Raw genomic sequence first — 21,175 nt, 5'->3', positions numbered from 1 at the left:
TTCTCAATCAACTCTAGTTAAGGGTTTCAGCGCCATTCCATTACTATATCTTAAATCAATTTTCCATTTAACAGGTTCTTTTGTCGGCATCTGCAATGTTTTAGCAGCCACTAACTCTGTCGTATCCAAATGCGGCCAAGCTTGAATAAATCGCTGGAGCAGCAACCCCTTTTCACTGGCAATAATATAGAGTTGGTGCCCCGCATCTACTTCCACATGAAGGACGTCGTCTGCAAACCAAGTCAATGACTTCACGCGCCATGCCATTTGATTAAGCGTGTCCTGCACCTGATGCCAATGACGCAGCATGGCACGTGTTTGTAGGTCATGTGCGGTTAACTTCACCAAATGCTCAAAAGCAGCCACATTCTCTGGGTTAAACACCTCGCCCTGACGATCAATTAACCCTGCTTGACCCCATCGTGCTATTGGATCACGTTCCTCCAGCTCTAAGATGAGCTGGTTTGGCCATTGCCTAGATACATGAGCCTGCTTAACCCATGTTTGCTGTTGCAAGCTGTATTGCAAGCCAGGTAAGTCTACCTCCCAAAAACCCTGCGCTAAAAAAGGCCAAATGACATCTTCAATGTCATCTAAGCTCACATGGTTTAAGGACGATGTTATTTTATAGGACATTGTTGCGTGCTGCTCAGGTTTAATAACCATCAACACCCATAGCAGCAGCAGGCCTGCTAATAAGGCAACTAATGCGCCCTTAAGCCAGAGCCGAGTCATCTAAAGCCAATCCTGCAATTGCAATACACAGCTCACCATAGCTTAGTCCATATTGCTTTGCCGCTTTAGGTACTAAACTCATATCCGTCATACCTGGTAGCGTATTTAATTCAATTAACCAAGGCTGACCTGATTCATCAAGCATCAAATCAATACGCCCAACCCCTTTTGCACCCAAAATTTCAAACGCCTGCCAAACCAAATGCGCAAGACGCGCATTCAACTCCGTACTTAAATTTACCGGGCAAATATATTGTGTGTCGCCCGTGACATACTTTGCCTCAAAATCATAAAAGTCATGCTGTGTTTTTAATTCAATCGCAGGCAACACTTGATCGCCTAAAATTGAAAAGGTAAATTCACGACCCGACACCCACTGTTCAACTAAAACTTCCGTATCAAAACTCAATGCTTCGGTGACAGCAGATTGTAGCTGTTGCATTGAATCCACCTTAAAAAGGCCGATGCTAGATCCTTCATGACTGGCTTTGACCATGGCCGGAATAGGCATAGCAGACCAATCAATCTGCGCCAAATCCGCAGCGCAGATGCGATAAAATTGCGGCGTGGGTAAACCTGCTCCCTGCCACACATACTTGGTACGCACCTTATCCATCGCTAGCGCACTCGCTGCCATGTGACTACCTGTAAAAGGGACGCCTAAACTCTGCAATATAGCCTGAACTTGACCATCTTCACCCCAACGGCCATGCAGCGCTAAAAAGACCAGAGAGTGTTGTTTAGCGGCCTTGACCACATCGTCCAAACAAGACACATCATAACCCACCGCATCCAAGCCTTCGCATAGCATTGCATTGACGACCGCCTGGCCACTTTTTAAAGAGATATTACGTTCCGCTGAGGTGCCGCCGTATATAACCGCAATGGATTGTGCCTGCAACTTTGTTCGCCATGATGCCACTCTTTGGTTTAAATTTGCTGCTGCCATACCTTCGCCCATTGCCCAATATCTCCTGCCCCCATCATCAGAACAACATCATCTGCGGCCAATACATCTCCGGCCATCGCGTTAAGTGCATCAAACCCATCCGCTAACATCACATTTTGTGCACCACGAATACGCAGGTTTTGAATCATTGCTTTAGTATCAAAACCTGGAATTAAAGCTTCACCTGCTGCATAAACTGGAGCCAATATGATCAGGTCTGCTTTTGCAAGCGCAGTCATAAACTCATCAAATAAATCTCGTGTTCGACTATAACGGTGTGGCTGAAACACTAAAACTAGGCGCTGACCCGGAAACGCATCACGCGCGGTCTCTAATGTTGCCAATAGCTCGGTTGGATGGTGACCATAGTCATCAACCAAAGTAAGCGTGTGACCACCAATCACCCGCTTAGGATAGACTTCAAAACGACGCCCGACACCACCAAAAGCCTCTAATGCTTGTTGGATAGACGTTATTGAAACACCCAACTCTAGCGCCACACTAATCGCAGCTAAGGCATTTTTAACATTATGCTGACCAGGAATATTGAGCTTGACATGAAAGGGCTCTCGACCCTTGACAACAACATCAAATTCACTTGTTAAGCCCTTAGCCTGCCAGTTAATTGCCACGACATCTGCAGCTGAATCAAATCCATAAGTGCGTACCTTTCTAAGCACGTCCGGCATTAGTTGCTTCAGATGGGGGTCATCCAGACATAATACAGTCAGACCATAGAAAGGCAGTCGGTTGATAAACTCATTATAGGTGTGAACAAGACGAGAAAAATCACCTTGATAGGTTTCCATGTGATCTATGTCAATATTGGTGATTACTGACATCATTGGCGCAAGATGCAAAAATGAGGCGTCCGATTCGTCTGCTTCTGCCACTAAATAACGACTTGTTCCCAAGCGCGCATTAGTACCAATTTGATTAAGCTGCCCACCAATCACAAATGTTGGATCAAGCCCCCCCTGAGTCAAAATAGCCGCCGTTAAACTTGTGGTAGTCGTTTTACCATGTGTGCCTGCAATGGCGATGCCATATCGCATGCGCATCAGCTCTGCAAGCATCTCTGCACGAGGTATGACCGGAATACGATTCGCTTTAGCCCAAGCCGCCTCAAGATTATCTTGGGTGATGGCACTTGAAACCACCACAACATCTGACTGCTGCACCCACTCGGGCTGATGACCAAGTTGAATTTTCGCGCCCAAAGCCTCTAATCGTATTACGGTTGCGTGGCGGCGAATGTCTGATCCACTGACTGCAAAACCAAGGTTAATGCACACCTCAGCAATACCGGCCATGCCTACACCACCGATTCCGACAAAGTGGATATGCTTAACTTGCTCTTTCATTGATTACCCCACTTAAGCACTATCTAGGCTTAAGGCTAAAATGTGGGTATCATAGCAAAATTTTAACCAACTATCACGACATGCCTAGGCAAGATAATTATGCCAACATCTCTAGCGCATCCTTTAACGCCGCACACAAACGATCCACATCGTCACGATTGTTATAGACACCAAATGACGCACGCAGTGTGGCCGGGAGAGAAAACTTGGTCATGACAGGCATGGCACAATGATGACTGGCTCGTAACGCAATCGCATCTTGATCAATTAAGGTTGCAATATCATGAGGGTGCGCCTGTTCAAACACAAATGAAATCACCGCGCCCTTATGTGGTGCTTCACCAATAATACGTAAACCAGGTAGTTCACTTAACTTTTGTGTAGCATAGTCTAATAAATCTTGCTCAATTGCCGAAATTCTATCGAACCCCACCCGTTCAATAAAACGAATGGCGGCACCTAAACCGATGACACCGGCAATGTTTGGCGTGCCCGCTTCAAACTTATAGGGCAACTCATTAAAAGTAGTCTCTGCAAAACTCACTTGGTAAATCATGTCACCACCGCCCATGTAGGGTGGCATCTGCTCTAATAGTGTCTGCTTTGCATATAGGCAACCAATTCCCGTAGGTGCATACATTTTGTGCCCGGAAAAGACCATAAAATCAACATCCAAAGCTTGAACATCAATCGGCATGTGCGACACAGATTGAGCCGCGTCTACCAATACCTTTGCCCCGTGTTGATGAGCAAGTGCTATCACATCAGCAATAGGATTGATTGTACCCAAGGCATTTGACATATGCGTGACCGCAACAAGACGTGTCTTTTCACTAAACAGGCCTGCTAAGTCATCTAAATGTAACTGACCTAAATCATCGATCGGCCATTTCACAATTTCAACACCCAGCTCGGCAACCAACAGTTGCCAGGGCACTAAATTAGAATGATGCTCCATTTCGCTGACAATAATTTGGTCACCAGGGTTTAAAGTACTTCGCCCCCATGAACTTGCAACAAGGTTAATACCTTCTGTTGCGCCGCGTACAAAAATGATTTCTTTTGTAGAAGCCGCGTTTAATAAACGTTGAACCTGCGCTCTAACACCTTCAAATGCATCGGTTGCACGTTCGCTCAAACCATACACACCACGATGCACATTAGCATTCTCGGCCTCATAATAGCGTGCCATGGCATCAATCACCTGCTGTGGCTTTTGACTCGTCGAAGCATTATCCAAATAGACTAACGACAAGCCTTTTTCAGTTTGTGCTAGCAGAGGAAATTCAGTACGAATGGCGTGATTATCAATCATAGAGCCTCAAGCTTTTTGCCTAGTTTAAATAAGGTGTAACTGCTGCAGAAAGCGCCTGCTGTAACCAATCACGCACTGCGTGATCTGCCACTGATTCAAGCGGCTCCATAAGAAACGCTAAGGTAACAAGCTGACGCGCCTGTTGCTTCGTCAAACCCCTTGCTTGCAGATAAAAAATTTGGTCTGCACTAATTTGGCCCGATGCCGAACCATGCGAGCACTTGACATCATCAGCATAAATTTCCAGCTGTGGCTTGGCATTCATCTGTGCTTTGTTAGATAACAATAAATTCTTGTTATCCATCATGCCGTCTGTTTTTTGTGCCTTTTGATCCACCTTGATCATGCCATTGAATACGCCAATTGCCTGATCAGCTAACACCAACTTATGCAGCTGTCGGCTCGCACCCCATTCAACGCTATGCCCGGTATAGGTTCGGGTGTCCATTATTTGCTGATTACGCGCAAAACAAATACTATTTTGTTCAGACTCAATACGCTCTCCAGCCATTTGAACGTGATTTTGGTGGCGCGAGATTGCGCTGCCCAGACCAATATAATGCGTATTAAATTGCGCCTGCTCAGCCAAATCAATAAATTGATTGTTAAAAAACATCCCTTGCTCAGGCAAGTTTTGCCAAATAACTTGCGACATTTTTGCCTGCTCAGCCAAATCAATTTCGCATACGCTATTTTCAAAGCCGCAACCAGCATCAATCGCAACATATTGCTCTATAAGCTGTAATTGCGCACCCCTACCTAACTTAATTTTACAGCGCGTTGTGTTTGCATGACTGGCCAAGGTTTGCACATAGCTCACCACTATCGGCTTAGCTAAGCGAACATGCGCGGCGAGCTCAATAAATAAACCATCGTCAAATAACATGGCATTCAGCATGCCAAATGCGTCCTGTTCAATATCAGTTTCATGGTCAGCAAATACACGAAAACCTTGTTCAAAATCCAGCGCATCCTTGCCTGACTCCAGGGAAACACCAGAGGGCATACCCGCTAAATCATCCGACAAAATTTCACTAAAATAGCCGTCAACAAATACTAAATGCCAACCATCAACTTTAGGCTTGACCGCTGCAATCGCAGCTTCGTCTATGCGTGACACACCATTGAAAGCGTAATGAGTTTTTAAAAAGTTACTAAGCGGGGTAAATTGCCAGTCCTCATCCTTGCGAGTTGGAAAGCCCTGTTCTAAAAATCTATTTAGCGCAGCTTGACGAAATGCCGTCACAGCATGGCCTTCACCCTCTGCTTGCATGAGTTGTTTTGCCTGCGATTGATAATAATCCATCGCAGCCTGTGCGAGCGGACTAAACTTTTTCATAGGCTTGGATAAGGTGGTCATACCCCCTCTCCTCTAACTCTTGAGCTAACTCAAAACCACCCGACTTGATGATTTTGCCATCGTATAACACATGCACAAAATCGGGCTTAATATGATCAAGCAGACGCTGATAGTGGGTAACAACAATAAAGCTACGTTCATTAGAGCGAAGCGCATTGACGCCGTTCGCTACAATTCTTAGTGCATCAATATCTAATCCTGAATCGGTTTCATCCATGATGCATAGCTTAGGTTCAAGCATGGCCATTTGAAAAATATCATTGCGCTTTTTTTCACCGCCTGAAAACCCGACATTCACCGATCGTTCCAGCATTATCGGTGACATTTCAAGCCTTTTCATTTTTTCCAAAGCGAGCTGTTCAAAATCAAACATGTCCAAAGCAGGCAAGCCTTCCGCCGCTCGCTTGGCATTCAACGCTGTATGCATAAATAATTTATTCGAGACACCAGGAATTTCGACAGGGTACTGGAATGCCAAAAACACCCCTTGCTGGGCGCGCTCATCCGCATCCATTTCGAGCAGATCATGATCCAAGAAACGAATCTCCCCTGCATTCACCTCATAATCCTCACGACCGGCTAACACACTAGATAAGGTACTTTTACCCGATCCATTTGGCCCCATAATCGCATGAACTTCACCAGGATTAACCCTAAGGTTAATCCCTTTTAGAATTGTCTTATCCTCAACTTGAGCATGTAAGTTTTCGATATTGAGAAACATAATTAGTCTTCGCTTTTGCGTTAAATAAAATTCAAATTAAATACAGATAATATCAGCCATTGCTTGCGGTTAACCCACTGACCCCTCCAAACTAATCGCCAATAGCTCTTCGGCTTCTTGTGCAAACTCTAATGGTAGCTCTTTAAATACTTCTTTACAAAAACCGTTAACGATCATCGAAATCGCATCTTGTTCGCTGATACCCCGTTGTTGGCAATAAAATAACTGATCTTCTCCAATCCGAGAGGTTGTCGCTTCGTGCTCTACTTGAGCAGTTGGGTTCTGTACCTCGATATATGGAAAGGTATGCGCGCCGCATTGATTGCCAATTAACATCGAGTCACATTGTGTGAAGTTTCTCGCGCCTTCAGCACCAGGCAAAATTTTCACTAAGCCACGATAGGTATTGTCGCTTTTTCCTGCAGACAGGCCTTTTGAAATGATAGTACTGCGGGTGTTTTTGCCGATATGGATCATTTTGGTACCGGTATCAGCTTGTTGACGACGATTAGTCAAGGCCACCGAATAAAACTCACCGATTGAGTTATCGCCTTTTAAAATACAGCTTGGATATTTCCAAGTGATCGCCGATCCCGTTTCAGCTTGCGTCCATGATAGCTTTGCATTACGCCCTTCGCACACACCCCGTTTAGTCACAAAATTTAAGATACCGCCCTGACAATCCTCATCACCTGGGTACCAATTTTGCACCGTAGAGTATTTAACCTCGGCATCTTCATGGACAATCACCTCAACCACAGCGGCATGCAATTGGTAGGTGTCACGAATCGGTGCAGAACAACCTTCAATGTAGCTAATGTAACTGCCCTTTTCAGCTATTAAAATCGTACGCTCAAACTGACCTGTCTTAGCTTCATTAATTCGAAAATAGGTAGATAAATCAATCGGACAGCGCACCCCTTCAGGAATAAAAACAAAGGTTCCATCTGATGCGACAGCAGAATTGAGTGCGGCAAAGAAGTTGTCGTGATAAGGCACCACACTGCCAAGGTAACGCTGGACTAACTCAGGATGATCTTGAACCGCCTCGGAAAATGAGCAAAAAATAATACCCAACTTTTCTAGCTGATCACGCTTGGTCGTGGACACCGACACCGAATCAAAAATGGCATCAACAGCAATATTCGCATCACTATCATCTATCGGCACACCGAGCGCCGCAAAGGCTTTGGCTACTTCGGGGTCTACAGCCGAGCCACTTTCAGCCTGCCCGTCTGTAGCACAACTGCCACACTCTGGTGCAGAATAATAACTGTAATCTTGATAATCGATAGGCTCATACTCGGCTTTAGCCCAGTGAGGCTCTGGCATAGTCTGCCAATGCCTAAAAGCTTTCAAACGAAAATCCAGCATCCACTGGGGCTCATTTTTTTTCGCCGAGATTGCCTTAACAACATCTTCGTTCAAGCCCTTTGCAAAGGTCTCAACTAGGGTCTGAGTATGAAAACCTTCCTTATAGTGCTGATTCTTAGCCAGAATGTCATTAATTTCTTCATACTGGGTTGTTTGCATGGGCTTTCGTCCTCAATCCGAATTTCTGAGTAATTTGGTAGGTTATTATATGTCGAATCACGCCCCAGGTGCAAGCGATGCATCAAGCCATTCTTGCAACTGCGCATGATCAAACGACGCATCAAGCCAAACATTAAGCTGCCCTGGCATCAATTTGTTGTTGACTGGGCGATCTAACGGCCAACCAAAGGTGCGCAACTGACTATGGGTCATGTCCAATACTACCGGGTTAGCGTACTCTAAGGTATCCAACAACGCAGCTGCTCGCCAAATGGGGCGCTGATAATTTTGCTGCACCATATCGAGTACAAATAGCAGATGATCCAATACAACACAACCCATAGGCAGGGTTATATGATGAAGATTGGCACCTGCATCACTAAAGCATGGGAAAGCCTGTTTTAGTGGTGCAAATAATGCCGCTGCTTTTTCAGGCGCCAGCGTATCAGCATAAAAAACAGCACTGCCATAGTAATCTTTTAGCTGTCGCTTAAATCGGTTTTGCGCCATTAAATCGAGCTGTGTCCAGTTGGTTAACACCAATCGATCCGCTTGGGCAAAAAACGCTTTTAACCAGTCTTCAGGGTAGGCCGAAAAATGTTCGCGAACATCCCAAACTAAGCAGGCCTGCTCATCTTTATCCAATGAAAAATCAAACCCGTCAGCTTCACGCAGCCTAGCATCAATTAATTGAGCCATACCTGTCGGCTCCATTAGACCTTTGAGCTTAGTTACAACAGACGATTTACCACTGCCAGGCAGGCCGATTAAGAACAGCTTATGGTTTTGACGCATCTTGCATACAAGCGATAAAAGATTGAACTAAACTGTCGTAGAAGTGCTCATAAGGAACAATGGTACCCTCTGCACCAAGTGGATCTAGCTGCCCCAAGCCCACGTCCATACCCCGCAGCACAGATCGCAGCCTATCCGTTGGAAACTGCGGCTCTTGGTACACACATACCACACCCTGGGCAACCAAGGTATCGCGAATCTCTTGAATGCGACGAACACTTGGCGCAACCTCCGGGTTCATATAAACCGCACCAGCCGCATTTAAGCCAAACCTTAGTTCAAAATACTGATAGGCATCATGCATAACAACAAATGGCTTAGTTTGGTATGCTTGCAGCTGATCTGACCAAACTTGGCGAGCTGCCATCAGACTCGCCACTGTTTGCTGTTCCCGCGCTTGAAACTCTGCCGCACGCTCTGGCCGGAGTTGCTGCAAAGCTAAACTCATATCCGCTACCCAGTCTGTAGCACGCTCTATATCCAACCAAATATGACCATCTATTCGAGCCACGGCTTGTAAGCCAGTTTGCTGAGCATGACCATGCATACCCTGTCCATGACGATGGTGATGGTCACGACTCCACGTCCCCGAGTCTCGCCGCGGCAGCCAATCTGATTTCTCTGGATCAAACAGCTGTAAGCTTGCACTATCAGCACGCTCTGCAGTACGCTGGATCCACGCATCAACTGGCGTGCCAACCATCAATATTAAGTCCGCCTGCTGCACCGCACGCATGTGGCTCGGCCTGAATTGAAAACCATGCGGTGAACTACCGGCATCTAAAATGACCGTGACGGAATCCTGTTCACCCAGCATTGGATAAATCAACCCTGCCAAAGGCGGAATAGAGGCCACGATATGTATAGGTTGACTGGATGACGACTCAACGTCTGCTTTTAGCGCGCCACTGGCCACACCCAACCAACAACACAACACTATAATTATTTGCCTGTGCAATCTTCGCATTAGCCATCACTCCATGTACACTAGTCTGATGATGGAAAAAATTCTTATACAAGCTCAAGACATCTGTCATCGTTACAATAAGGAATGTCTTGCTCTTGACCATATTAACTTGACGCTAAAAGCTGACCAAATCAGTACGCTAATTGGTCCCAATGGTGCAGGCAAGTCAACCCTCGTTAAAATTCTACTGAAAATTCTTAAACCCACTAAAGGCCATGTCTCGCACCACACCGATTTAAGGGTTGGATTTATGCCACAGAAGCTTTTTATTGACCCCACCTTACCACTTAGCGTAGCAGGTTTTTTAACGCTCGGCTTTGATGCCAAAACAAGCGCCAAGAATCTTAACACAGCCCTCGCGGAACTCAATGAGCAATTAGCGCTTAATCATCTGTTTAAACACCCCGTTCACAGTCTGTCCGGCGGTGAATTACAACGCGTTTTGTTAGCCCGTGCGCTCATTCGCGAACCTAACCTGCTCGTACTTGATGAACCGGTACAGGGTATTGATTTGCAAAGCCAACACCAGCTTTACCAACTCATTTACCAACAACAGCGGCAACGACAGTGTGCCGTACTGATGATCAGTCACGATTTACACCTGGTGATGAAAAACACCGACCAAGTCATCTGCCTCAACCGCCATGTATGTTGTAGTGGCAGTCTGGCACATATCCAAGACCACCCTGATTTTTTAGCTCAATTTGGCGATATGAGCCCTTACCAGGCCTGGTACCAACATCAACCACATCACTGTGAGCATAGCCATTTGGACACCAAAAACCATGCTTGATTATTTTATTTGGCTAGCCCTCGCGGGCGGACTGCTCACCGCTTGGATTGCCGCTCCACTCGGTTTATTTGTCGTTTGGCAACGCCAAGCCTACTTCGGAGAAACCCTTGCTCACTCAGCGCTGTTGGGCGTCGGAATTGGCCTCATGTTAAGTATCAATTTAAGCCTTGCCATTCTAATAACCTCATTCCTGTTGGTTTTCAGCCTCCATTTACTAAAACGCCACACCCAACTAACCAATGACACCCTCCTTGGCATTTTAGCTCACGGCAGTTTAGCAAGCGGCTTAGTACTGGTGGCTCTTCAAACCGGTGTTAACATCGACATTATGAGCTTTTTATTTGGCGACATCCTTAACCTAGCCATCTATGACCTCCTATTCATGGCCTTAATAGCAGGCCTGGTCACATGGTTTTTAACTACCCAATGGCGAAACCTGATTAACCTTACGCTCAACGCTGATCTTGCACAGGTTGAAGGGGTAGCCGTATCACGGTTACAGCTGCAAATGACACTACTACTGGCCCTCGTCATTGCCATGTCAATGAAAGTCGTTGGGATTTTGCTTATTACCTCGTTACTCATACTGCCCGCTGCTACCGCTCGACGCTGGGCAAACTCACCTGAACAAATGCTGGTTTTCGCGATTATCTTAGCGACTATTGCCATTGTGCTTGGACTTGCGCTCTCTTGGTATATTGACGTTCCAACCGGTCCTGCCATTGTAGTCTGTGCCTTAGGCTTATTTTTGCTGACGTTGGTTTTGCAGGCTTTTCGACCCCAAACGGCCTAAATTCGACTTAAACTTTTTTACGCCTTGGTCATGCCTTGCCTACCCGTGTATTGCAAATAGGCCAACACAACCAACTTGATCATAACGGGTACGCCAGCATATAACCACAATATCATAGTCATGCTGGTAGCGGTTTGCTGCTCCCAACCCGCCCAATCAATAAGCGGTAAACTTAACCCCACCGCCAAAGCTAGCGCTAACTTGGTCAACATCCCCCAAATACCAAACAACACCCCGTTCATGGGGCCTTGTTGCTTAGATAAGTCTTGCGCTACATCGGCTTGGATAGAAGAAGGCAAAGCGACATCCGCACCCAAACTCAAGCCAGAAATAAAACTAATAATCAAAAAACCGATTAGATTACCTGGCTCTAGCGCAAACACCCAAATAAAGCTGAGCGATGCTAACAAAATTGACAGTTGCCAGGCCTGGTATTTACCTATCCTTTTTGCCAACCATGCCCAGGCTGGCAAGGCCATTATCCCTGCAATGAAGTAAGCAACCAGTAACACACCCGTGTAAGACTCCAAATCTAAATAACCTTGAACAAACAGTACAAACAAGGTCGCTGGCAATGCATTGGCAAGGCTGTTTAAAAAGTAAGCAGGCAATAAACGACGACTGGCAGCGTCTTCCCAGATAGAGCGAAGCTTAACTATCACATCTCGTGCTGATTGATTATTTTTTACCAAGGCCAAAGCTGGGCGCTGAAGACGCCATAACATTAAACCGAGAAATAACGTCAACAAGGCCGCAACCAATAGATAAACCGTGACAAACAAGTCACGACTGGTTGGCAGGACTCCCAGCGCAACAGGTAGGCTCAACACGCTTAAGACGCCGATAATCGCAAACCCCTCACGCACCGCCGTAAAGCTGGTTTTATAGTGCAAACTGGCCGTCACCTCTGCACTTAATGCTTGATATGGGATCATGATTAAAGTCCAAGCAAAATAAACGACTAAAGACCAGAACAATAAGGTCCAAAAGCTTGGCGTGGTGGGTAACAGCAAAAACCACAAACCAAATAACAATAGCGCCCAACCAATAATGATCATCAGATAATGACCACGCGCGCTCAAATGATCACGTAACCAGCCCAGCACTGGATCGGTTACTAGATCGCTGACTCTGGCTAAAAGTAACGCTAGTCCAATCGCGGCAAGGCCAACGCCGAGCTCATGGTAATAAGCAGGTAGATAAACATAAAGCGGGATGGCCAACATGGCTAGAGGCCAGGCCGGTAAGCCATACCACAAAGGCTGTGCCGACATTAAACGTCCGCCTTAAGCTTGCTTGCTACCCAACGTGTAAAAGCACCAATAATAGGTACCTGATGATAGATATACTCACCACTATCCCAGTAGTCAATGTGCACAATAACCCAGCCCTGATCATCAATCACAATTTTACTCATGCCATTAATTTGCTTAACGGGTTGATTGGGTTTTAACTTAAAGTAAAAACGCCATTCCAAATAGCCCGTATTGCCCGAACCCGCTTTATGATGAATTCGAAACATGGGCTCATGCAAGGTCGTAAACATATGCTCAAACAATGCTAACAACTTAGCACGCCCTTTAATTTCATTAAACGGATCTTTAAAATAAACCTGCGGTGCAAACACCTCACTAAACGCTTGTGCCATGGTTTGCGGGTCCAAGTTTTCAAAAAGCGTTTGGTAGGCAGACAATACCTGCTCTAAGGTTAGCGGTGCACGTGCCTTGATTGACTTAGTCGACTTTTCGGTTAGCTCATAATATTGCTGTGTCATTTATCTGAGACCTCTTTTTGGGGTTTGAGCATGCGGCGTGTGATTGCCAAGCTAAAACGATAAGGCACGCTTTTTAAGAGACTTAAAAATCCAATCAAACTGCGCGGAAAACGAACTTCAAATCCCCGCGAACCTGCAAGTCCCTTATTTATTGCGGCCGCCGCTTCTTCCGCCGTCATTAAACCCGGCATAGTAAAATCATTTTTAGCCGTTAAACGTGTCTTAACAAACCCATGGTTAATGATTTGTAAGCGAATTCCATGCTCAGCCAATTCAGGTTGTAAAGATTCAGCTAGGTTGATCAGTGCCGCTTTGGGTGCCGAATAACCCCCTCCATAAGGGAGTCCAAAATAACCAGCAACACTTGCATTCCATACCCATCGACCATGACCTTGCGCAACAAAATAATCACGCAGTAGTAACATCAACTTAACGGCACCCAAATAATTAGCATGATTCATTTGGATAAAGGCAGCCAAATCCCAATCATGACTCGACATTGGGTAATAACTGCCGACATTATAAAACCAGGCATCCAAGCCATTGAAAGCCTGCCATGCCTCGGTGACCAGATTATCGGCAATCTCATCTGCCGTTACATCTACATTTAACAAATAAAGCTGATTTGGATAGGCGTTAGCAAGTTCTTGTAACTCTACTGACTCCTTTGCCTTACGTGCAGATGCGACAACCTGGGCACCTTCGCGCAACCAGCTTTGCAATAAAGCCAGCCCAATTCCTTGGGATGCGCCAACTAACCATATTTTTTTGGCAAATAAACCATTATGTTTTGGCGCTTGCATAGTCATTCCTTAAAACCGTGTATAATGCGTGTATAATTATTGTATAGAATTTGGAATTAACAGTAAATGACTAGATCAAAACCGCAACATGTTGCCATTATTGGCAGTGGTATTAGTGGCATTGCCAGTGCATGGTTCCTAAGCCAGCAACACCATGTCACACTGTTTGAGAAAGAAAACCGCTTGGGTGGTCATACCAATACGGTTGACTTTGAACACGAAGGTAAGAACATTGCTGTAGATACCGGCTTTATCGTTTACAACGAACCTAACTATCCGTTACTAACCGCGATGTTTAAGCACCTGCACATTCACACGGCAGAAACAGATATGAGTTTTGCCGTATCCATTGACCAAGGTCGGCTTGAGTATGCAGGCAACAACCTGAATACGCTTTTTGCGCAACGAAAAAATTTATTTTCCATCGCCCATTGGAAGATGATTCGCGAAATTCTTCGCTTCAACAAGCAAGCAAAAAAAGATCTGCACCATTTAGAACATCATTTAAGCTTAAAAGATTATCTCAGCCAGCATGATTTTTCTACATCTATGCAGCAAGATTACCTGTTGCCTATGGCTGCAGCCATTTGGTCCTGCCCAACAGAGACTATGCTAAGTTTTCCTGCACAAAGTTTTTTACAGTTTTTCAACAATCACGGGCTACTTAATGTTAACGATCGCCCACAATGGAAAACCGTACGCAATGGTGCTCGCCACTATATTGACGCCATCACCAAACACGCAAAGTTCAACGTTGTTCACTCAGGTGTAACCCATGTATCACCTATGTCCGCAGAAAGAGATAGCGTTCTGATTAAAACAGCCGATGATCAACAGCTTGAATTTGATCAGGTCGTGTTTGCTTGCCACGGTGATCAAGCCTATCAGCTACTTGATCACCATGCTGACTTTAACCTTATGGCTAATTTCAAATTCCAACCGAACCAAGCCTGGTTACATACCGATGAAAGTTTGATGCCTAAAATAGAGTCTGCATGGGCTTCTTGGAACTATCTCAGCGATATCAATCAAGATCAACAACGTGCTGTGGCAGTCACCTATTGGATGAATCAATTGCAACCCTTGCGAACAGAAACCCCTATTTTAGTCACGCTTAATCCAACTCGAGAGCCAGATCCAAGCAAAGTGATTGCGAAATTTGAGTATGATCACCCGGTTTTTGACGAACAAACCATGCAAGCACAAAAAGAACTTGAATCCATTCAAGGCCATCATGGCTGCTGGTTTGCCGGTGCTTACACTGGCTATGGTTTTCATGAGGATGGTCTACGCAGTGCTGCACGTATTGCAAGACTATGGCAATTACCGCTCCCTTGGGAACATAATTAAATGGCCTCGTGTTTCTATTTTGGCAAGGTTATGCATCAGCGTGAAGACCCGATGCAGTATCGTTTTGATTATCACACCGCAAGCATTAAAATCGATGTCGATCTCTTTGCGCAAGAAGTACAAGACTGTAAGCTACTTAGCTTTAATCGCTTTAATCTATTGAGCGTCCATACTCGGGACCATGGTTCCCGCGACGGCACGTCTTGGCGAGAATGGTTGACCGGCTTACTGGCGGAGTATCAGCTTCCAAATCCCGCGAAAATCGAACTCATTTGTTATCCACGCATTATGGGTTACGCTTTTAATCCACTGGCTATGTGGTACGCCTATGACAACAATGAGCAATTGTTTGCCGTTGTAGCTGAAGTAAGCAACACGTTTGGACAATGGCATCACTATGTACTCAAAGTACCTGCCGAAACCGCTCAGACAAGCAAGCCGATACAGTGCCATGTCAATAAGGTATTCCATGTCTCCCCCTTTATTGATATGGATGCCGCTTATCACTTTAAAATTACCCCTCCTAGGGATAAATTTAACACCTTTATCAAGGAAACCAGGCAAAACAAAGCCTTTTTTCATGCCAGCCAAAATGGCTATATGGCGCCACTGGATACAAAAAACATCCTCAAAGCAGCTGGCTTTGCGCCCTTCAGCATGGTCAAAGTTATCACGCTTATTCATTGGTGGGCGCTAAAAATATGGCTTGCTGGCGGGCAATTTCATAAAACACCTACCCACTTGCAAAATATTCGCTATAGCCATTCGGAGATGACATTATGTTAACCAAAACATCTAGCTCAAATATTGCCGCACTAAAAACACCCTTATTTGGTTCTTGGGTGTTAAAACGCCTGCCATTCGACGCGATTATGTTTGGCTCCTTAACGGTACAGATCGGGGGCTATCAACAACGATATGAGGGACAACATGAAGGTTTACATGCTGAAATACGCATTCTTAAACCGCTTAAATTTTTTTGGTTACTGGCAACACAAGGTGAACTCGGTTTTGCGAAAGCCTACTCTAAGCACTATATCGAGACCCCCAACCTGCACCACCTACTCCACTTTGGCGCCATGAATGAACAAGCCTTATCTCAGGTTTTGTTGGGTAAAAACTGGTTTTACAGCCACTACCTAAAAAAACATTTAGCAAATCACAATTCGATTGAAAATAGCAAAGATAATATTTCAGCGCACTACGACCTAGGCAATGACTTTTATCGATTATGGCTTGATGACACCATGACCTATTCAAGCGCTTTGTTTAAAACGCCTGATGAAGATTTAGCTACTGCTCAACATAATAAATACCATCGCATATTAGATGAATTGGACGTAAAACCCAATCAACAGATATTAGAAATTGGCTGTGGCTGGGGGGGCTTTGCTGAAGAAGCCGCAAAACGCGATGCTGAGGTAACCGGTATCACACTTTCAAGAGAGCAATTGGATTTTGCTAAAAACCGGATGAAACAACTGAATCTTGATCACAAAACACAACTTAGCTTAACGGATTACCGTCACCAACAAGGCCAGTTCGACCATATTGTCAGTATCGAAATGTTCGAAGCGGTTGGACAAGAATATTGGGATAGTTATTTTAGCCAGCTTAAAGCCCTACTCGCAGTCGAAGGCAAAGCCGTGCTACAAATCATCACCATCGATGAAGCCTATGCCGAAAAATACCAGCAGGGTGTAGACTTTATACAAACTTATATTTTTCCAGGCGGGTTACTGCCCTCAAAAACCCAACTTGTTGAACTGGCTGATCGCTATGGATTTAAGATTACTAATAACTTTAGTTTTGGGCTCGACTACGCTGAAACACTCCATCGTTGGCGTCAAGAGTTCGATAAAAAAATCGATGAGGTCGAGAAACTAGGGTTTGATGATAAGTTTCAACGGGTCTGGCACTACTATCTAGATTACTGCCGGGTCGGCTTTGAAACGCAACGTACTGATGTTATCCAACTTACCTTGGAGCATAAATAATGTTGAATTTTAAAGCTTGGCTTATCATTATTGCGGCCAGTTTATTATTGGGGTGCTCAAGCATGAAAATTGAAGATTACGCGAACACCGAACCGGCATTTGACTTATTTACCTACTTCGAAGGAAAAACCTATGCCTGGGGACAATTCCAGAGCCGATCAGGCGAGGTTAAGCGGCGCTTTTATGTTGACATCACCGGCACTATTGAAGGTGAAACCATCACGTTGGACGAGCATTTTATCTATGACGATGGTGAAATAGAACAGCGGATTTGGGTGATTAAACGTATTGCACCTAACACCTATCGGGGCACGGCAGGTGATGTTATTGGGGAAGCACACGGACGTACCGAAGGTGCCGTCTTTCACTGGACATATACGCTGGATCTTCCTTTTAGAAACAGCACAGTGGCCGTAAACTTTGATGATTGGATGTACTTACAATCTGACGATGTGATGCTAAACCGTGCCACCGTAACTAAATTTGGTTTTAAGGTGGGCGAAGTGACGCTATTTTTTAACAAACAAGGACCAAAACAGTGAGTAAGCTGAATAAATTCTTACTCGCGCTAATGCTAACGGGATTAACGCAACCTGTATTAAGTAGTCAGAACTGGTTAACAACGGGTGAAGGCACAGCACGCTGGGGGCTAATCAAACTTTACGACGCAACCCTGCGCGTCGCACCCGGCATGAATCATCAAACGCTGCTTAGTGACACGACGCCATTACAGCTTGAGCTCTGTTATGCCCGCAGCCTGACCGTAGAAAATTTTGTCGATGGCGCTAATCATGCCTTACCCGATAATCTTACTGCCGAACTTAATCGTGCTGTCGAAAAGCTTCATCAAGCCTATCAACCAGTTAGTCAAGGCGATTGCTATCTACTCGACCATGCGCCTGAACGAGGTACGGCACTCATATTAAATGGACAAGAATTAGTACGCATTAACACGCCTGGGTTTAAAGCTGTCTATTTTGGTATTTGGATTGGCGAATCGCCCTTATCCAATCGTTTAAAAAACAACCTGTTAAGGGACCTACCCTAATGCGTCAATTAATTTGGTTCCAACGTGATTTACGCCTTCAAGATCATGCACCTATTCACCGTGCCCTGTCAAACGGCGGTGCGTGCCTGTTTGGCTACATTCACGATCCAGCGCTTGCACAGGGTGAAGCTAACCAGGCCTGGCTAGTGAAGAGCTTGGAAAGCTTACAACAAGACCTTCAAGAAAAGGGCGCCAATCTGCTTGTCGCCGAAGGCCCGTTTGACCATGAGTTTGAGCGCATCTTAATTAAGCACAAGATCACCGACGTGCTTTATCATTTTGAATTAGGTGAACCCTACCAAACCGCACAACAACATGCGCTAAGAATTTGCAAGCAGCATCAAGTGAGACTGACGCCGTTTGATCAGACTTGGTTGTCACCCGAGACAATCCTAACCCAACAAGGGAAACCTTATGGCGTATATACGCCGTTTAGCAAGAAGGTAATGAGTCAACTTGATGATGTGCCAAAAGCGGAGGGGCAGGCAAATTGGTCACAACTCAAAACAATTGAACTTGAGCCAAAAGATACGCGCCCACCCCAAACATTACAAAAAATAAGTTCAGCCTCTTGGGCGCAACGCATGCTCAAGCATTGGCATATAGGCGAACAAGCCGCTTGGTCTTTAGCTAAGCAATTTTTAACGGACAAGATGACCCAATACCCTAATCAGCGCGATTTTCCAGGTGTTTCAGGTACAAGCCAACTGTCCACACATTTACATTTTGGTGAAATCAGCTCAACCGCTTTACTAGAACAATGTCGCGATGCGCTGGTCAACAGGCCTGCTCATGGTGATGCAATTCAGAGTTTTATTCGTCAACTTATATGGCGTGAATTTGCACGATATTTATTATTCTTTAACCCTAAACTGCAAACCCATGCCTACCAAGAAAAATTTAACCACCTTGACTGGCCAGAACCCAATGAAAGCGTAATGGCTTGGCAAAAAGGCGTCACTGGAATACCAATTATAGATGCAGGTATGCGCCAACTTTGGCAAACGGGTTGGATGCATAACAGAGTCAGAATGCTTGTAGCATCTTGGTTAACTAAAAACCTAAATCAACATTGGCTAATTGGTCAGCGCTGGTTTGAGCAAACATTAATTGATGCCGATATACCCAATAATGTAATGGGATGGCAATGGGTGGCTGGCTGCGGGGTGGATGCCGCCCCTTATTTTCGCTTATTCAACCCCGTGGTACAAAGCGAGAAATTTGACCCGCAAGGGGTATATATTAGAAAATGGCTACCAGAACTTACACCGCTGCCAACAAATATACTTCATGCCCCTTGGGAGGCAGCGAATAGTATTAAACAGCAATTCCCTGACATTGCAGCGCACTACCCGCTAGCCGATCCAAATTTAAAGCAGGCTCGCTTGAACCACCAACAACGTGTTCAGCAACTAAAAACGATGACCTTAGCATTATGACAGATAATAAAAATGATCAACAGGCGCTTTATCCAATCCGCGAAATTTCGCGGTTAACAGGTATTAAGCCCATTACATTACGTGCCTGGGAACGTCGCTATGGATTAGTTGAACCTGTTCGCACTACATCGGGTCATCGTCTTTATACTGAAAACCATCTCGCCATCATCAAAGAAGCCATGATGCTTGTCGCAACAGGCTTACCTATTAGTCAAGTTAAAGGGATAATTACCGAGCGTTCAAAATTGCTAAAAGATACCTCGCCTGCCAATGCATCATCCTGTGATTGGCATGATGTAATCATCCAGGCGATTCAAGCACAAAGTTATCAGCAACTACATTCCCTCACTCAGCGAATGATTGATGCCAAAAAAGACTATGCAAGCCTTGCGAAACATTTATTAAAACTAAGCCAATCTGCTAATGAGCTCGACACAAATAGTTTTTTCTGGCAGCAGGTCTGGTTACAAGAACTCAGCCAACAACTCTATTATCGACTGCACCTGTGGCGCAAGCAAAATTATCAATCAAAAGAGATGGTGTTAATTGTTAAACACCAAGACACACCGAGTTGGTTACAAAAGCTAATGGGATTACACATCTACGAACAGGGATTAACGCCCGTTTTTATTGAACAGTCTTTTAAGAATATAAATCAGGTCATCTTGCCAGACAACCTAACGCCTTTTCGAGGCGCTATCTACTTGTTTTCGCCATTACAGAAGCAGGAAGAATTTGACATTAACTTGGCCGTAAAGCCACTGGGAAGCTTACAAAGTTGGTTAATGGGTTGTGCAAGCTTTGAAAATAATGATCAGGCCGCTATCGCATCAGAACTGCGTGCTTGGCCATTTTGGTTTGAACCCATCACACTTGATCAAAACTAGCTGAGCTGCGCGCGTAAATCAGCAATTTCTTGTTGTGCCTTATTCAGAGCTTCGCGCAGTGCCATTTCCTCTGTCACATCCTTTTGAATCCCAATGTAGTAAGTAAGCTTATCGTACTCATCAAAATAGGGCGTCACACTTAACTCGTTCCAAAACAAACTGCCATCCTTACGATAATTCTTTAGCACAGTTCTAACAGGCTTATTGTTATCTACTGCATTCCGTATCACGCGTACTGCATTTTGTTCGCGGTCATCGCCCTGCAGAAAACGACAATCCTGAAACAAAATTTCTTCCGCTGAATAGCCAGTCAGCTTTTCAAAGGCAGGATTAACATACACCAGAATGGTATCTTCGCCCTCTTTTTCTGCCAGTACAATACCATCTTGTGCCGACTCAATAAGATGAAGCAACAATTCATGACGCAAGGGAAATTTTTTCATAAAATGATGACACACCCTGTGTAGTAATAACTTATAAGATTCTAGCAGGCTTTTATAGAAGATAACAAACAAAAAACCCGCCGAAGCGGGTTTTTAACAATCCATC

General features: G+C 45.0%; 22 protein-coding genes. 9 read left to right on the top strand and 13 right to left on the bottom strand.

Annotated elements, in window-relative coordinates; all coding sequences use genetic code 11:
* Window positions 1-3 precede the first annotated feature (3 nt).
* The 9 genes from BM293_RS09245 to BM293_RS09205 form a co-directional block, all read right to left on the bottom strand.
* Window positions 4-735 (bottom strand): cell division protein FtsQ/DivIB, encoded by a 732-nt coding sequence (locus tag BM293_RS09245; protein WP_093448753.1) that lies wholly within the window; start codon window positions 733-735, stop codon window positions 4-6.
* A complete protein-coding gene (locus BM293_RS09240) occupies window positions 716-1,684 on the bottom strand; it encodes a D-alanine--D-alanine ligase (RefSeq protein WP_093448940.1) in 969 nt (322 codons plus the stop codon). The genes BM293_RS09245 and BM293_RS09240 overlap by 20 nt, the downstream gene beginning before the upstream one ends.
* Window positions 1,666-3,048, bottom strand: a complete 1,383-nt coding sequence (gene murC, locus BM293_RS09235; RefSeq protein WP_093448750.1) for a UDP-N-acetylmuramate--L-alanine ligase — start codon at window positions 3,046-3,048, stop codon at window positions 1,666-1,668. The genes BM293_RS09240 and murC overlap by 19 nt, the downstream gene beginning before the upstream one ends.
* Before the next feature lie 97 nt (window positions 3,049-3,145).
* Window positions 3,146-4,363 carry an aminotransferase class V-fold PLP-dependent enzyme gene (locus tag BM293_RS09230; RefSeq protein ID WP_093448747.1) on the bottom strand — a complete coding sequence of 406 codons (1,218 nt, stop codon included), beginning with the start codon at window positions 4,361-4,363 and terminating at the stop codon, window positions 3,146-3,148.
* Window positions 4,364-4,382: 19 nt separating this feature from the next.
* Complete coding sequence (gene sufD, locus BM293_RS09225; RefSeq protein WP_093448744.1) at window positions 4,383-5,723, bottom strand: Fe-S cluster assembly protein SufD; 1,341 nt, start codon at window positions 5,721-5,723, stop codon at window positions 4,383-4,385.
* A complete protein-coding gene (gene sufC, locus BM293_RS09220) occupies window positions 5,689-6,447 on the bottom strand; it encodes a Fe-S cluster assembly ATPase SufC (RefSeq protein WP_093448741.1) in 759 nt (252 codons plus the stop codon). The genes sufD and sufC overlap by 35 nt, the downstream gene beginning before the upstream one ends.
* Window positions 6,448-6,516: 69 nt before the next feature.
* Window positions 6,517-7,980 (bottom strand): Fe-S cluster assembly protein SufB, encoded by a 1,464-nt coding sequence (gene sufB / locus BM293_RS09215; RefSeq protein ID WP_093448737.1) that lies wholly within the window; start codon window positions 7,978-7,980, stop codon window positions 6,517-6,519.
* A gap of 57 nt (window positions 7,981-8,037) precedes the next feature.
* Window positions 8,038-8,775: a hypothetical protein gene (locus BM293_RS09210; protein WP_093448734.1), complete on the bottom strand. Its 738-nt coding sequence runs from the start codon at window positions 8,773-8,775 to the stop codon at window positions 8,038-8,040.
* The gene (locus BM293_RS09205) at window positions 8,759-9,742 is read right to left on the bottom strand and encodes a zinc ABC transporter substrate-binding protein (RefSeq protein ID WP_093448732.1); all 984 of its coding nucleotides are present in this window, start codon (window positions 9,740-9,742) and stop codon (window positions 8,759-8,761) included. Before BM293_RS09205 ends, BM293_RS09210 begins: the two co-directional genes overlap by 17 nt.
* Before the next feature lie 13 nt (window positions 9,743-9,755).
* On the opposite strand from BM293_RS09205, the gene BM293_RS09200 reads away from it, so the two are divergent.
* Window positions 9,756-10,535, top strand: a complete 780-nt coding sequence (locus BM293_RS09200) for a metal ABC transporter ATP-binding protein (RefSeq protein WP_234968972.1) — start codon at window positions 9,756-9,758, stop codon at window positions 10,533-10,535.
* A complete protein-coding gene (locus tag BM293_RS09195) occupies window positions 10,498-11,328 on the top strand; it encodes a metal ABC transporter permease (RefSeq protein ID WP_369793729.1) in 831 nt (276 codons plus the stop codon). The genes BM293_RS09200 and BM293_RS09195 overlap by 38 nt, the downstream gene beginning before the upstream one ends.
* A gap of 17 nt (window positions 11,329-11,345) precedes the next feature.
* Here BM293_RS09195 and BM293_RS09190 read toward each other — a convergent pair whose 3' ends face one another.
* The 3 genes from BM293_RS09190 to BM293_RS09180 are packed head-to-tail and all read right to left on the bottom strand — an operon-like array spanning window position 11,346 to window position 13,905.
* Complete coding sequence (locus tag BM293_RS09190) at window positions 11,346-12,602, bottom strand: MFS transporter (RefSeq protein ID WP_093448726.1); 1,257 nt, start codon at window positions 12,600-12,602, stop codon at window positions 11,346-11,348.
* On the bottom strand, window positions 12,602-13,102 hold the full coding sequence (locus BM293_RS09185; protein ID WP_093448723.1) for a nuclear transport factor 2 family protein: 501 nt from the start codon (window positions 13,100-13,102) through the stop codon (window positions 12,602-12,604). The genes BM293_RS09190 and BM293_RS09185 overlap by 1 nt, the downstream gene beginning before the upstream one ends.
* Complete coding sequence (locus BM293_RS09180; protein ID WP_093448721.1) at window positions 13,099-13,905, bottom strand: SDR family NAD(P)-dependent oxidoreductase; 807 nt, start codon at window positions 13,903-13,905, stop codon at window positions 13,099-13,101. The genes BM293_RS09185 and BM293_RS09180 overlap by 4 nt, the downstream gene beginning before the upstream one ends.
* Before the next feature lie 66 nt (window positions 13,906-13,971).
* On the opposite strand from BM293_RS09180, the gene BM293_RS09175 reads away from it, so the two are divergent.
* The 7 genes from BM293_RS09175 to BM293_RS09145 are packed head-to-tail and all read left to right on the top strand — an operon-like array spanning window position 13,972 to window position 20,626.
* Window positions 13,972-15,255 (top strand): NAD(P)/FAD-dependent oxidoreductase, encoded by a 1,284-nt coding sequence (locus tag BM293_RS09175; protein WP_093448718.1) that lies wholly within the window; start codon window positions 13,972-13,974, stop codon window positions 15,253-15,255.
* Window positions 15,256-16,041 (top strand): DUF1365 domain-containing protein, encoded by a 786-nt coding sequence (locus BM293_RS09170; protein WP_093448716.1) that lies wholly within the window; start codon window positions 15,256-15,258, stop codon window positions 16,039-16,041.
* Window positions 16,035-17,252 (top strand): SAM-dependent methyltransferase, encoded by a 1,218-nt coding sequence (locus tag BM293_RS09165; RefSeq protein WP_093448713.1) that lies wholly within the window; start codon window positions 16,035-16,037, stop codon window positions 17,250-17,252. Before BM293_RS09170 ends, BM293_RS09165 begins: the two co-directional genes overlap by 7 nt.
* Window positions 17,252-17,794: a DUF3833 domain-containing protein gene (locus BM293_RS09160; RefSeq protein ID WP_093448710.1), complete on the top strand. Its 543-nt coding sequence runs from the start codon at window positions 17,252-17,254 to the stop codon at window positions 17,792-17,794. Before BM293_RS09165 ends, BM293_RS09160 begins: the two co-directional genes overlap by 1 nt.
* Window positions 17,791-18,300: a chalcone isomerase family protein gene (locus BM293_RS09155; RefSeq protein WP_234968970.1), complete on the top strand. Its 510-nt coding sequence runs from the start codon at window positions 17,791-17,793 to the stop codon at window positions 18,298-18,300. Before BM293_RS09160 ends, BM293_RS09155 begins: the two co-directional genes overlap by 4 nt.
* Window positions 18,300-19,739 (top strand): cryptochrome/photolyase family protein, encoded by a 1,440-nt coding sequence (locus tag BM293_RS09150; protein ID WP_093448708.1) that lies wholly within the window; start codon window positions 18,300-18,302, stop codon window positions 19,737-19,739. The genes BM293_RS09155 and BM293_RS09150 overlap by 1 nt, the downstream gene beginning before the upstream one ends.
* Window positions 19,736-20,626 carry a MerR family transcriptional regulator gene (locus BM293_RS09145; RefSeq protein WP_234968969.1) on the top strand — a complete coding sequence of 297 codons (891 nt, stop codon included), beginning with the start codon at window positions 19,736-19,738 and terminating at the stop codon, window positions 20,624-20,626. Before BM293_RS09150 ends, BM293_RS09145 begins: the two co-directional genes overlap by 4 nt.
* On the opposite strand, the gene BM293_RS09140 is transcribed toward BM293_RS09145, so the two are convergent.
* Complete coding sequence (locus tag BM293_RS09140; protein WP_093448702.1) at window positions 20,623-21,069, bottom strand: PAS domain S-box protein; 447 nt, start codon at window positions 21,067-21,069, stop codon at window positions 20,623-20,625. The two genes, BM293_RS09145 and BM293_RS09140, sit on opposite strands and share 4 nt — an antisense overlap.
* Between the last annotated feature and the right edge of the window lie 106 nt (window positions 21,070-21,175).

Source organism: Thiomicrospira sp. ALE5 (genome assembly GCF_900112445.1).
Taxonomy (GTDB): domain Bacteria; phylum Pseudomonadota; class Gammaproteobacteria; order Thiomicrospirales; family Thiomicrospiraceae; genus Thiomicrospira.
The sequence above is the reverse complement of the archived record's forward strand: the minus strand, read 5'-3'. Positions and strand labels throughout refer to the sequence as shown.